Annotated in this window: 7 protein-coding genes; all 7 read left to right on the plus strand. The window is 35.7% G+C overall.

What is annotated here, in order from left to right:
* The 7 genes from BLP44_RS15515 to BLP44_RS15545 all read left to right on the plus strand — a co-directional run bounded on the left by BLP44_RS15515 (nt 1) and on the right by BLP44_RS15545 (nt 14,997).
* Nucleotides 1-1,011: a 4-hydroxyproline epimerase gene (locus BLP44_RS15515; protein WP_091134305.1), complete on the plus strand. Its 1,011-nt coding sequence runs from the start codon at nt 1-3 to the stop codon at nt 1,009-1,011.
* A 243-nt stretch (nt 1,012-1,254) separates the two neighbouring features.
* Nucleotides 1,255-2,490, plus strand: a complete 1,236-nt coding sequence (locus tag BLP44_RS15520) for an NAD(P)/FAD-dependent oxidoreductase (protein WP_091134306.1) — start codon at nt 1,255-1,257, stop codon at nt 2,488-2,490.
* Nucleotides 2,491-2,493: 3 nt separating this feature from the next.
* Nucleotides 2,494-3,792: an aminopeptidase P family protein gene (locus tag BLP44_RS15525; RefSeq protein ID WP_091134308.1), complete on the plus strand. Its 1,299-nt coding sequence runs from the start codon at nt 2,494-2,496 to the stop codon at nt 3,790-3,792.
* Between the two features lies 1 nt (nt 3,793).
* On the plus strand, nt 3,794-5,950 hold the full coding sequence (locus BLP44_RS15530; RefSeq protein ID WP_091134310.1) for a S9 family peptidase: 2,157 nt from the start codon (nt 3,794-3,796) through the stop codon (nt 5,948-5,950).
* Between the two features lie 248 nt (nt 5,951-6,198).
* Nucleotides 6,199-9,405: a SusC/RagA family TonB-linked outer membrane protein gene (locus BLP44_RS15535; RefSeq protein WP_091134312.1), complete on the plus strand. Its 3,207-nt coding sequence runs from the start codon at nt 6,199-6,201 to the stop codon at nt 9,403-9,405.
* A 12-nt stretch (nt 9,406-9,417) separates the two neighbouring features.
* Complete coding sequence (locus BLP44_RS15540; RefSeq protein ID WP_091134314.1) at nt 9,418-10,875, plus strand: SusD/RagB family nutrient-binding outer membrane lipoprotein; 1,458 nt, start codon at nt 9,418-9,420, stop codon at nt 10,873-10,875.
* Between the two features lie 270 nt (nt 10,876-11,145).
* Entirely contained in the window at nt 11,146-14,997 is a 3,852-nt protein-coding gene (locus BLP44_RS15545; RefSeq protein ID WP_091134317.1) for a M43 family zinc metalloprotease, read from the plus strand.
* Nucleotides 14,998-15,261 lie beyond the last annotated feature (264 nt).

A 15,261-nucleotide genomic window follows, 5' to 3' on the forward strand; every position in this document is an offset into this window, starting at 1 on the left:
ATGGTAAAGAAAACTTTTTTTTGCGTAGATGCTCATACATGCGGGAATCCAGTTAGGGTTGTTGCTGGCGGAGGACCTAATTTGCAAGGCGATTCGATGAGCGAAAAACGGCAGCATTTCTTAAAAGAATATGATTGGATTCGTAAAGGATTAATGTTTGAGCCTAGAGGGCATGATATGATGAGCGGCAGCATTTTGTATCCGCCAACAAATCCTGAGAATGATTTTGGAATTCTTTTTATAGAAACTTCAGGCTGTCTGCCAATGTGTGGACATGGAACAATTGGAACTATTACAATTGCTGTCGAAGAAGGTTTGGTTACTCCAAAAGTTCCCGGAATTATCAAAATGGAAGCACCAGCAGGTTTAGTGCATATCGAATATCAGCAGACTGGCAAAAAAGTAGATTGGGTACGTCTGACCAACGTTAAATCTTATCTGGCTGCAGAAGGACTTACCATTGATTGTCCAGAATTGGGCGAAATTGTTTTTGATGTAGCTTACGGAGGAAATTACTACGCCATTGTCGATCCACAAAAGAATTTTTCTGGAGTTCAGGACTTTACAGCAAGCAAAATTGTTCAGTATAGTCAGGAAGTACGTAAAAAGATTAATGAAAAATATCCAGATTATTTCATCCATCCAGAAAATGATACCATTAGAGATGTATCACATATGTTATGGACGGGATCGCCTATAGATTCAACATCCTCTGGAAGAAATGCTGTTTTTTATGGCGACAAAGCAATAGATCGTTCGCCTTGCGGAACAGGAACATCGGCTAGAATGGCACAATTGCACGCTAAAGGAAAATTAAAAAAAGGAGAAGAGTTTATTCACGAAAGTTATATTGGAAGTAAGTTTATTGGAAAAGTGGTAGAAGAAACTTCTATTGGAGATATTCCAGCTATTGTTCCAAGCATTCAAGGTTGGGCAAAAGTGTACGGATATAATACTATTATAATTGATGAAAGCGACGATCCATATGCATTTGGATTTCAGGTTATTTAAAAATCAGTGTATAATATAATTAAGCTGTTGGTCAAATTAAATTATTGTTTTTTTGAATAGCCCCTAGTTTTAACTAGGGGATTTTAGAAATTGTAAATAGGATGGCTTTAGCCAAATTAACGTGGTTGTTGTTGAAGCTAAAACCATCTTTTACAATTTTAATTCTTAATGGAACATATAATTTCATTCCACAGATTTAAAATATAATTAGTAGTTCAAAGAACTCTTAACGAATTAAAATTTATGAAAAAAGTTGCTGTTATTGGCGGTGGAATTATTGGCTTATGTTCAGCTTATTATCTCGCAAAAGAAGGTTACGAAGTAAGCATATATGATGAGTCAGATATGGACAATGGATGTTCGTACGGAAACGCAGGTATGATTGTGCCTTCACATATTATTCCGTTAGCCCAGCCTGGCATGATTGCACAAGGAATAAAATGGATGTTTGATAGCCGTAGTCCGTTTTATGTAAAACCGCGTTTAAGCAAGGATTTATTAAGATGGGGCATGCAGTTTTATAAACATGCCAATTTGCGTCACGTAGAAAAAGCAATGCCTGCTTTACGCGATCTCTCTTTATTGAGCAAAGAATTATATCAGGATTTTGCCAAAGAAAATAATTCTTTTTTTTATGAAGAAAAAGGACTTTTGATGCTTTATAAAAGCGATAAAGTAGAAGAAGAAATGCACCACGAAGGTAAAGAAGCAGAACGTCTTGGTTTAGAAGTAGATTACCTATCCAAATCTCAAGTAGCACTTTTAGAAAAAGGAACGAATACTAATGTAATTGGAGGTGTTCATTATAAAAGCGACGCCCATTTGTATCCTCAAAAATTTATGGCTTTTATCAAAGAAGAATTATCTCGTTTAAAAGTCGAAATTCATTCTAAGACCAGTGTCAAAGATTTTGTTTTAGAAGGAAGTAAAATAGAAAAAATTGTAACCAATAAAGGGCTTTTTAGAGCTGATGAAGTGGTATTGGCATCAGGATCTTGGAGTCCGTTTTTGGCTAAAAAACTTAATATTTCCATTTCTATTTTATCTGGAAAAGGATATAGTTTTACTTTAAAAGATAAGACTCAAAAGCCTAGTATTCCGTCTATTTTGTGTGAAGGAAAAGTAGCGGTGACTCCAATGGCAAATGATATAAGATTTGGTGGGACAATGGAAATTACACACACCAAAGACAATAGAATAAACGCAAACCGACTTCAAGGAATTATAAACAGCATTAATGATTTTTATCCTGATATGAAAGTGGAAATGCCAAAAGCAGAAGACACTTGGTTTGGATTCCGCCCATGTACACCATCTGGAATGCCAATTATCGCTAGAGACAAAAAAGTCGTAAATTTGACCTTAGCAACAGGTCATGCCATGATGGGATTAAGCCTAGCGCCAGCAACAGGAAAAATTATCACAGAAATTATTTCTGGTAAACCGACTTCTGTAGCAATTGACAGATTCCAAATATAAAATATGAGATACAACCAGATTCCGGTTTCTTTGTTTATTGAAAACCGAAAAAGATTTACCGAAAAAATGAAGCCGAACAGTTTGGCCATTTTGACTTCAAACGACGTAATGCCTAATAACGCAGATGATGTTATGGGCTTTTCGCAAAACAATGATTTGTTTTATCTCTCTGGAATTGATCAGGATGAAACCATTTTGGTGCTTTATCCAGATGCATTTAAAGAAGAAAACAAAGCTATACTTTTTGTCAAAGAAGCAAACGAACACACGCTCATTTGGGATGGTAATTTTTTAACCAAAGAACAGGCTACCGCTATTTCTGGAATCCAGAATATCAAATGGCTTCACGAATTTGAAAAGACTTTACAACTGTTTGCCTTTGAGTCAGATATTTTTTATTTAGGTCACAATGAGCATATCAAAAGGGTAACTGCTGAAATTGAAACCAGACAAGACCGAATGATAAAATGGTGTAAAGAAAAATATCCATTGCATCAATATGAGCGTGCGGCAAAAATAACCCGCGAATTACGCCCAATTAAATCAGATTTGGAAGTTGATTTAATCAAAAAAGCAACTGCGATTAGCGTTGAAGGTTTTCAAAGAGTTTTAGGCGCAATTCGTCCTAATATTAAAGAGTATGAGTTAGAAGCCGAACTTTTATATGCAACCGTAAAAAACGGAGGAACGAGACAAGCATTTAGATCTATTGTAGCGTCTGGGTTAAATGCCTGTTCATTGCATTATAACACTAACGATGATATTTGCCGAGAAAATGAAATGGTGCTGTTGGATTTTGGAAGCTGTTATGCCAACTATAATTCAGATACTACAAGATGTATTCCGGTTAATGGAACTTTCAGTGCTAGACAAAAAGAGGTTTACGAATCGGTTTTACATTGTTTGAAAGAAGGTTCAAAATTGCTGAAACCTGGAGTTTTATCGAAAGATTACGAGCTTCAAATGGCAAAATTAATTGAAGCTGAATTGGTAAAGTTAGGGTTAATTACAGAAGAAGAAATTAAATCGCAAGATCCAGAAAAACCTGCTTACAAGAAATATTTCATGCACGGAACAGCGCATCATTTAGGATTGGATGTTCACGATGTTGGCTTGTATTCACGACCTTTTGAAAAGGGAATGGTGCTTACTTGCGAACCTGGAATTTACATTAGAGAAGAAGGAATAGGTTGCCGTTTAGAGAATGATTACTTGATAACAGAAGACGGAAACATCAACCTGAGTGAAGCACTGCCAATAGAAATTGCAGAAATTGAAAATTTAATTAAAAACAAAAAATAAGATGAAAAAGTATTTGTTGTTTCTTTTGTTTATATGCACTTCTGTTTTTGCACAGAAGATTGATATTAACAATCTAAATTGGTTGCCAAATTCTCATTCGTTTTGGGTAAGCAAAGATAACAATGTGTCGGTTTACGATGTTGATAAACTCGATAAGCAAAACACGATTTTGTCTAAAGAACAATTAGCAGAAGCTGGATTTAAAGGAGAAATCGAAGATTTAGTATGGAACGACTTAAAAACAAAGGTTTTGGTTTATGCTAATTCTAAAAAAGTATGGAGAGACAATACCAGAGGCGATTATTGGTATTTTGATTTGGCTTCAGGAAAAGGAAAGCAATTAGGCAAAAACTTGGATGCGTCGTCATTGATGTTTGCTAAATTTTCAAGCGATAATGAAAATGTTGCCTATGTCTCAAAACACAATATTTATGTTGAAAATCTGAATTCTGGAAAAATTACACCAGTAACAACAGACGGAACAGATAAAATTATCAATGGAACTTTTGATTGGGTTTATGAAGAAGAACTGGCTGCAAGAGATGGTTTTAGATGGAGTCCAGATGGAAAAAGCATTGCTTTTTGGAGAGTAGATGCAACGTCTACCAAATTTCATTATATGATTAATAATACCGATTCGTTGTATCCGACAATTATTCCTGTAGAATATCCAAAAGCAGGAGAAAAACCGTCTTCTGTAAAAATCGGAATTGTGAATATTGATTCTTTGCAAACCAATTGGCTAAACATTCCGGGAGAGCCAGATAATAATTATTTGGTTCGGATGAAATGGATTAATAATGAGTCTGTTATGGTGATTCAATTAAACCGAAACCAGAATCAAGTTACGATGTATGATTGCAATGCAAAATCAGGATTGGCTAGAGTTATTTACAAAGAAGAATCAAATTTTTGGATAGATGTTTTTGATATTTCTTCGGGACTATATGATATTTTTCCTTGTCAATTTGTGGATAATGAAAAATCCTTTTTATGGAGTTCTGATGCCGACGGATGGATGCATATTTATAAAATAAGTTTGGATGGAAAATCAAAAGAATTGGTTACCAAAACTAATTTTGATGCTTATTATAAAGCCTATAACGAAAAAACAAAAACAATATATTTTATTGCCAGCCCAGATGATGCCACACAGCGTTATTTGTATGAAACCAATTTGAACTCTAAAAAGACAAAAAGAGTAACACCAGCTATTTTTGAAGGTTCAAACCGATATATCTTTTCTACTGACGCAGCTTACGCTCAGCATACCAATGCAAGCATTTCGAGAGATTATAATCAGAGATTGATCGCTTTGTCTGGACATCAAAAGATTTATCCAAAAGAAGCAGATGTTTTTGCTGCCCCTCATAGAGATTATTCGTTAGAAAAATTTAAAGTGAAAACAGTTGATGGCATTGATATTGACGGAATCATGGCAAAGCCATTAGATTTTGATGCTTCAAAAAAATATCCAGTTTTCTTTTATGTGTATGGAGAACCAATGGCTACGGTTGCCAATGACAGCCCTTATTTTAATGAATTTATCGCTGCGTTAATTCCGAAAGGATACATCGGAATTGCTATGGATAACAGAGGAACTCCCGCAATGAAAGGAACACAGTGGAGAAAATCAATTTATAAAAATATCGGAATTATCAATACGCACGATCAGGCAATGGCGGCTAAAGAAGTTCTAAAATGGGATTTTATTGATGCCGATCGTGTAGCAATTCACGGTTGGAGTGGCGGTGGAGCTGTAACTTTAAATTTGATTTTTCAATACCCAGATATTTATAAAACGGGAATTGCGATTGCAGCAGTAACAGACCAGCATTTTTATGATAATATTTATACAGAACGTTATATGGGATTGCCTGAGGAAAATGAAGCAACTTATATTCAGGCTTCTCCAGTAACTCATGCTAAGAACTTAAAAGGAAATCTGCTTTATATTCATGGTACAGGCGATGATAATGTACACTATAAAAATGCGGAAGTCCTAATCAACGAATTGGTGAAGTACGATAAAATGTTTGATTTAATGATTTATCCAAACCGTTCGCATAGCATTGATGAAGGCGAAGGAACCTCGCAACATTTAATGGATACTTTTGTGAGATATACAGAAAAAAATTGCTCGCCAGGAGCAAAATAAAAAAAGTAATATATTATAAAAAGAGGAGAATTTCATCAAGTTGAAATTCTCCTCTTTTTTTTGGGCTTTCTGATTTTGACATGAGTTAATTGTTTGATTTTGAAATCTTTTCTAAAAGGTAATATAGTAATTGTGTAATTACGAAATTGTTATTTATAGGGTAATATAATCAGGTTTTTCGGTAATATATTATCATAATAATTATCTAAAAAGCAAAATATTTGCCACATTAATTATAAAACCATTTTATGAAATTGAAGATTAATTTTAGAAAAATTGCAGTGCTCTTTTTTGTACTGTTGACTAAACTGACCTTTGCCCAAGATCGGGTTGTATCAGGAATTGTTTCAGATGAGAATGGAGTGCCTTTGCCAGGCGTAAGCATACTGGTTAAGGGAACTCAGAATGGCTCTCAGACTGATTTTGATGGAAAATATTCAATAAAAGCTGAAGCAAATGCTGTGCTTGTGTTTAGTTTTATTGGAATGCAGACTAAAGAAGTTCAAGCACGCGATAAAAACGTAAACGTAAAAATGTCTGCAGGTTCTACACAATTACAAGAAATTGTAGTTACAGCTTTGGGACTTAAAAGAGAGAAAAAATCTTTGGGTTATGCTACACAAGAAATAAATGGAGATCAGCTAACAAAAATAAATACAGGTAACGTTTCGAATAATATTTCTGGAAAAATTGCCGGTGTTGAAATTAGAAGAAATAATAATATTGGCGGTTCTACCAATGTTGTCATTCGTGGTACAACTTCCTTAACAGGAAACAATCAGGCTTTATGGGTTGTTGACGGAATTGTATTAAATAATGATAATACCAATTCTGCAGATCAAAAATCGGGAGGGAACGTAGGAGGTTACGATTACGGAAATGCCGCTTCAGATATTAACCCTGATGATATAGAAACGATGAATGTTTTGAAAGGGGCCGCAGCAACCGCATTATATGGTTCTCGAGCATCAAACGGTGTTATCATTGTAACCCTTAAAAAAGGAAGCAAAACAAAAGGAGGATTAGGATTTGATTTTAGTTCTGGAGTAAATGTTGGAGTCGTAGATAAGAAAACTTTACCAGAATATCAAAACCAATATGGGGGAGGTTATGGCGATTTTTACGGTACAGTTGATTTAGGCAGTGGAGTTCATCCTTACGCTGCTACTGATGACGCGGCTTGGGGACCAAAATTTGATCCTTCATTGTTGGTTTACAACTGGAATTCGTTTTATCCAGAATTGCCAACTTATGGAAAAGCGACGCCTTACACCGCTGTAAAAAACAATCCAAATAGTTTTTATCAAAACAGTTTAACATATATCAATAGTATCTCTTTTTCGGCAGCAAATGATCAGGGAGACTTTAGATTTGGTTATACAAATTACAATCAGCAGCAAGGAATTCTTCCTAATAGCAACAACAGAAAAGACAATTTTAATTTTTCTGGAAGTTATAAAGTTACACCTAAAACCAGAATTTCAACTTCAGCCAATTATTTGACATCTAATGCTATTGGAATGAATGAAACAGGATACGGAGATGGAGGAAATAACTATTTGAGCAGTGTCAGACAATGGTATACGACTAATGCTGATTTTGGAGATCTAAAAGAGGCTTACGAAATAACAGGTAAAAACACAACATGGAACGTTGGTTCGCCAGACAATCTAGCAGTTCAGTTTCACGATAATCCTTATTTTCAACGTTATAATAACTACAATTCATTAAAAAGAGATCGCTTCTTCGGTAATGTTGTGGTAAAAACAGAAGTTACCAATTGGTTTGATATTATGGGACGCGGTGCAGTAGATTTTTACCATCAATTGCAGGAAGAGCGTATTGCTGTAGGTTCTAAAAGAACACCAAATGCTCTTGGCCAATATTCTAGATATGATAAAAATTTCCGCGAAATCAATTTAGATTTAGTATTGAATTTTAAAACAACCATCACAGACGGAATCAATTTTAATGGTATGTTAGGAGGAAACACGAGGCGTTCTGTTAATAATTCTATCTACGCAGTAACAAATGGCGGATTGGTTGTGCCGGGGATTTATGCCTTGACCAACTCAATTGACCCAATTAACAGTCCTGACGAAATGCAGCAGACATTGGGAACCAATAGTGTTTACGGTATGGCAAGTTTTAATTTCTTAGATACGTATTTTCTTGAAGGGACTTATAGAATAGATCAATCGTCTACTTTGCCAAAAGATAATGATACCTATTCTTACCCATCGATTACAGCGACTTATATTTTTAGCAATCATATTAAAGCAGATTGGCTTTCATTTGGTAAACTGCGTTTGAATTATGCTGAAACAGGAAACGATGCTCCGTTTGCGGTAACTTCTACGCTTTATCCTAAAAATACCAATTTTGGGCCAGGGGGAATCCGTTTTTCTACAGATAACAGCAGAAGCAATTCTGATTTAAAAAATGAGTTGACAAAAGGAGTTGAAGCAGGTCTTGAACTTAAGTTCTTCAAAAACAGGTTAGGCGTTGATTTTTCATATTATAAAACCAATACAACAAACCAGATTCTTTCTATCGAAACTCCAACACAAACAGGATATACAAGAGCTTGGATTAATGGTGGAGATGTTCAAAATAAAGGATTTGAGGTTACAGTAAATGCTACTCCTATAAAAACTAAAGATTTCTCATGGCAAGCTACAGTAAACTGGTCAACCAATAAAAATGAAGTAATCTCTTTAGGTGGAGCAAGTCAGATTTCATTAGGATCATTTCAAGGAGTAAATTATGTGGCTGAAGTAGGGAAACCAGTAGGGCAGTTAGTTGGTTCTGGATATACTTATTTAAACGGAGAAAAAGTAATTCGTTCTAATGGAAGATATCTACAAAGTGCAGGAGTTGTGATCGGAAATGTAGCTCCAGATTGGATTGGCGGTTTCAATAACGTTTTGACGTACAAAAACATTGCTTTCAACTTTTTAATTGATGTGAAAAAAGGTGGAGATGTGTATTCTCTAGATCAGCAATACGGACATACAACTGGAATTTACGAAAGTACAGTAAGCAATAACCATAATGGAGTTCCTCAGCGTGAACCAGTTACTCAAGGCGGTGGTATATTGTTGGACGGTGTAAAACAAGACGGAACGCCAAATAATGTTACAGCTAGTGTAACTGGAACTGATGGATATTATTTTTATAATTCTATGCCACAGCAGCAATATGTATATGATGCATCTTATGTAAAACTTCGCGAAATAGGTTTGAGCTATAAACTGCCAAAAAGATTTTTAGAAAACACATTCATCAGCAATATGGTTTTTGCTTTAAACGGAAGCAATCTTTGGATCATCCATAAAAACCTGCCATACGCAGATCCTGAGGCAGGAGCATCTTCGGGTAATTTACAAGGTTTCCAGACTGGAGTACTGCCAACTACAAAGGAGTACAGTTTTACCATGAAAGTTCAATTCTAAAAATAATAAAACATGAGAATTATAAAAACAATATTTTTTGCAGGAGCAGTTTTGTGTGCAGCAGCTTCGTGTGATAACTTAGATGACATGAACAAAAATGAAAAGGCTTATGAAACCGCTTTGCCAAGTGCGTTGATGACTAATGCACAGGTTAATTATGCTTACTTTCTAACCAATGCTTCGGTAAATTCAAACAATTTTAGAGCCTATGCACAGCATTGGTCTACATCAACGTATACGGATGAAGCCAATTATAATCAGGCGAAAAGAAATTTAGGAAGTTCGCATGCTGTACTGTTATACCGTGATGTGCTTCAAGATCTAGTAAATGCACAAAAACAAATTCAAAACACAAAAGTATTAGGGCCAATTGAAGAAGGCATTAAGAAAAATCAGCTTGCTATTTTAGAAGTGCAAATTGTAATGGCTTATCAAACCCTAGTAGATTTGTTTGGGAATGTTGCATATTCCGAAGCGTTAGATATTAAAAAATTTCCGCTTCCAAAATATGACGATGCAAAAACAATCTATTTTGATTTGGCTTCTCGTTTGGATGCTGCTATTGCGGCTCTAAATGATGAAAATGGAAGTTTTGGAAATGCCGATTTAATTTTTCACGGAAATGTGGCAAAATGGAAAACATTAGCCAATAGCGTAAAACTAAAAATGGGCTTGCATCTTGCGGATGTTGATGCTGTAAAGGCAAAAGCAATGGTTGAAAGTGCTTTTAATTCAGGAGTTATGACGACAGAGGCTGATACGGCGTTGTTTCAGTACTTTTCTTCAATAACAGATATGAATCCGTTGTATGACAGTTTGGTAAACGAAAGCCAGATTAATATTGCTGAATTTTTTGTAAATGAATTAAATGGTAAAGAAGATCCGAGACGCGATTTTTTCTTCAATCCGAATTCAAAGGTAAACGGGCAATATAAAGGAGCTCCTTACGCAAAACAGGTTAATTATGCAGATTATTCAAATACTGGTGCAAGATTAAGACAGAAAACAAATCCAGGAGTAATATTCGATTATACCGAAACTTGTTTTTTACTGGCAGATGCGGCAAGCCGAGGCTTTAACGTTGGAGCTGATGCTGCAACATATTATACTAAAGGGATAGAAGCAAGCATGAAATTTTGGGGAGTTTCTGATGCTAATGCTCAAACTTATCTTGCACGTCCTGATGTTGCTTTTGCTACAGCTTCAGGAACAGACAAACAAAAAATTGCTTACCAGCTTTGGATCGCTTACTACAATCGCGGTTTTGAAGCATGGACAGAATACAGAAGGTTAGATTATCCAATATTGGTAGCGCCTTCAACAGCTGTGCAAGAAGCTGAAGGAAAAGTTCCTGTTAGAAATATTTATTCAACATCTGACAAAACGCTGAACACGGCAAATTATGAAGCAGCTTCAGCAGCAATAGGAGGAGATTTAATGACAACGAAGATTTTTTGGGACAAATTTTAATTTTGAGTTAGTTTAATTTGTTTTTTTGAGACCAGCACTTTCTAAGCGCTGGTTTTTTTGTTTTTAACAGTATTTACAAGGGTAGACTGATGTTTTTTAGTATGTTTTGTAAGGTTTGTTTTTAGTGTTTTATTATGAATGTTTTTTAATTATGTGTTTTTTTAAGGTTAAAAATATGATAATTATGTATTAATTCTGATTAAAATACTATCAGAAAGATAAAAGCTTGTGCGGTAATTTTGATTATTACTAATTAAAAAACCTAAACAAATGAAATTAAAATTACTAATCTGCTTTCTGATTTTCAGCTCATTGAAAGTTAGTGCACAGGGTTTGCCTTGTAGAACAAGCGAAGAAAATGAAAAAGTGTATCGGAATAATCCACATGCACTTCAAGAGAAAAAGAACTTTGATGTTTTCAGTAAAAATTTTGCGGCCCAGCGCAAATCTTCAACAGCAAAAACAGCTGCAACTACTTACACAATTCCAGTAGTATTTCATATTTATGGTGATGTACAAAGCGGAAAAACAGTTACGTACGAAAAAATCGTAAATCACCTAGCTCAGCTTAATGATGATTTTAATGGTCGTAATGCCGATTATCAAACAGTTGAATCCTTTTTTCAACCTCGACGCGGAACTTTAAATATAGAATTTAAACTTGCTAAAAAAGATCCGAACGGTGGTTGTACAACAGGAGTTGTTTTTCATCCAACTAAAAATGGTTACGGAAATGGCGGAGGCTATGATGACCAAATTGCTGCCGACGCTTGGGACAATACCAAATACATGAATGTTTATATTCAGAATGATTTGTACAATGACGGAGCGACAAATAATTCGGGAGTGGCATGGTATCCTAATTCAGATATGACGGCAAACAATACAGCTCGTGTTGTTTTTAACGGAGCTTATTTATATGACAACTCTTATAGTAAAGAATTCTCCGCAACACTTACCCACGAATTCGGACATTTTCTCAATCTGATTCATACTTTTGAAGGAGGATGTACTGGAACTGATGAAGTTGCTGATACTCCAGCGGAAGACGGAAAACATACCTTAGGCTGTACTCCAGGAACAAATTGCAGCGGAGACAAAGTAAATTTCGAAAACTACATGGGGTACAATGGAGCGCAAGGCTGCTACAAAATGTATACTCAAGGTCAGATTGATAGAATGTTGGCTGCTTTAGAACATCCTGCGAGAAAATCACTTTGGCAGGCGCAAAACTTAATTGATACTGGCGTAAATGCTACAGGAAGCACGCTTACTGCTTCGGCTACAGTTTTTAAAGAAGCAATTATAAACGATGGTTCTTTTGACACTTCATCAATTATCAAACTAAACGGAGCTAAAACTTTTGCTGTTTCTTCTGGAACATTAACAGCAGGAACTCATTTCACTCATACTTTCCCAGCAGGAATTACACCTGTACTTACTGTAAATTCTAATAATCAAATTACGGTTACATTAACAGGAAAAGCAACGAATCATGCATTAAGCAATAATACTTCAGGCGGAATTAGTTTCTTACCGGCCGTATTTACAGGAGGAACAGCTGATTTATCATGTACTTCTTTATTTTTCAATTTTAAATTTTCAGATCCATACGGAATCTTTTTTGTCGACATGCCAGATGTGACGGTTTCGTCGGCATTGACATGGAAATATTTTGAAATTGCAAAAGGAGATGATCGTGCGTTTGGAGGTTGGCGTTATGCTGCAAATGCTTTAAAAATTGAAACTTATGCCAAGAGATTAGTTTGCGAAACAGGCACTAGAAATATTTCTTTATTAAATTCAAACACAGCCGTTGGTCCAACAAGCAATATGACTGCTCCGGGTGCATATCCAAATCAGTTAGATTTAAGAACAGCGAGTTATACCGCTTGGGACGGAAAAACAGGTTACGTAGGATTTGATTACTTAATGGATGGTCTTACTTGTTACGGATGGTTTAAGGTAAAAGTAAATGCGGATGGAGATGGTTATACAATTTTGGAATATGCTTATAATACAAAGCCAAATACTCCAATTTATACGGGAATGACTGATAAAACAGCTACAACTTTATCTCCGGATACATTGTATGAAGCTGAAGTAAATGATGGAAGCATAACATCAACTGCGACAATCGCTTTGAGTACTAATAATGGTACATTCACAAAAAGCAACGGTACTTTTACAGCAGGAACTGATTATACTATTACTGGCGTTCCAGCTGGTTTAACTGCAGTTTTAACTCTTGAAAGCAATACTAAAACAGTACTTTCTTTTACAGGAAAAGCTACTGCACACAATACAACAAACGATGCTGTTGTTACAGTTACGTTTAAAGATGCAGCAATTACTGGCGGAATAGCTACTTTGGATACCGCGAGTAAAACAATCAATTTGAAATTTGACGCGCCTTATGGAGTGTTTTATGTGAACAATCCAGATTACACGGCCAATGCAGCATCTACTTGGCAATATTTTGATTTGGGTATTGGAGATAATACTGAGTATGGAGCTTGGCAATATGCCGCAGCGGCTTTAAAAATGGAGACCTACGGAAAAAGATTAGTTTCTGAAGCTGGAACGAGAAATATATCATTCTTATCACAAGGTACTTCAATTGGAGCTTCAAGTAATTTTGCAGCGCCAGGGGCATATCCAAATCAATTAGATTTAAGAACTGCTTCTTATACAGCTTGGGATAATAAAACAGGATATATTGGTTTTGAATATACAAGCAGAGGGCGTACTTGCTACGGATGGATGCACGTAAAAGTGGAAGCTGGTGGAGTAGGATATACCGTTTTGGATTTTGCTTATAACACCAAACCAAACGAACCTATTTTAGCAGGAGTACAAACTACCAATATAGTATTTGCGCCAACAAATTTAACGGCAACAGCCAATGCAGCAAATTTAGAAACCGTTCTTAATTGGACTAATAATGCTACGAATGCTTCAAATGTGATTATAGAGAGAGCGGGAGCAGATGATGTTTATGCAGAAATTGCTACGTTAGCTAACACTGCATCAACTTATACCAATACAGGTTTAACAGCTGGAAACACTTATAAATATAGAGCAAGAGCAAAATCTGGAACTGATTATTCTGCGTATTCTAATGTGGTTTCTGTAACAATTCCGGTTGCTCCACCGTGCACTGCGCAAGGAACAAACGGTTACGAATACATAAGTTCTGTAGCAGTAGGAAGTTTTGTAAATACATCTGGAAAAGAAACAAACGGTTATGCCGATTATACTTCTAAAGTGATTACGCTGAATCCGAATGCAAATACAAGCGTTACTTTAACTCCAGGTTTTACAGGTTCTGCTTACACCGAATATTGGGGAGTTTGGATCGATTACAATAAAAACAATCAGTTTGAAGCATCTGAAAAAGTGATTAATAATATTTCATCTAATGGTGCGGTTACAGCAAGTTTTACGCCTCAATCATTTACAGGAACTACCAGAATGAGAGTGGTGATGAAATATAATGCTAATCCGTCTTCAACATGCGGAAATCTTGGGGATGGAGAAATTGAAGATTATACTGTTCAAGCAGGAACATCTGTTCCACCAAATCCAGCAACTTTGACAATTCCTGCTAATCTTGGAAACGCAGGAGTATATTCGTCAGGATTTTATGCTTCTTGGGCAACGTCAACAGATGCTGCGTCTTATGAAGTGCAATTAAATACTTCGTCAGGTTGGACAGCGGCAGGAACTTCTACAACATATTATTTATGGATTCCGAAACAAGGAACTCAAACTGTATATGAATTTAGAGTAAGAGCAATAAATGGAACGGCTTTTAGCGAATGGAGCGCTTCTCATACAATCGATTTACAATCTGGAAGCACTGGTTTGCCAGGCATAAATACAAATACGGCGAAAGCATTTACAATGTATCCAAATCCAGCGTCAGACGTTGTGAACTTTACTTTTGATAACATTGATGTCAATAAAGTAAAAGTGTCAATTTACAATAGTACAGGCCATTTGGTAGATACAGTTCATAATACAACGGTTTATTCTCTTAAATATTTAAATAAAGGAGTTTATATTGTTGTCGCTACAGATGGAAAATTTGTAGAAAAGAAAAAATTATTGGTTGAGTAATAAGTTAATTTAGTTAAATGAATATGGCTGTCTATTTTGTAGACAGCCATATTTTTTTTTGATTCTTTTGGAAATGAATATGCCACTCCTCTGGAGCTACCGGAATAAAAAAGAGGTTATTTTGGCTTTTAGACTGCACTTGCCTCTTTAATTCTGCCCAGAAGCTCGAAATATAGCCCGTGGTTTCAACCACGGGAACGCAATGAATTTCCTACGCATGTCCCCGTGGTTGAAACCACGAGCTATATTTGAATATAAATGCGT

Source organism: Flavobacterium anhuiense (assembly GCF_900101855.1).
Classification (GTDB): domain Bacteria; phylum Bacteroidota; class Bacteroidia; order Flavobacteriales; family Flavobacteriaceae; genus Flavobacterium; species Flavobacterium anhuiense.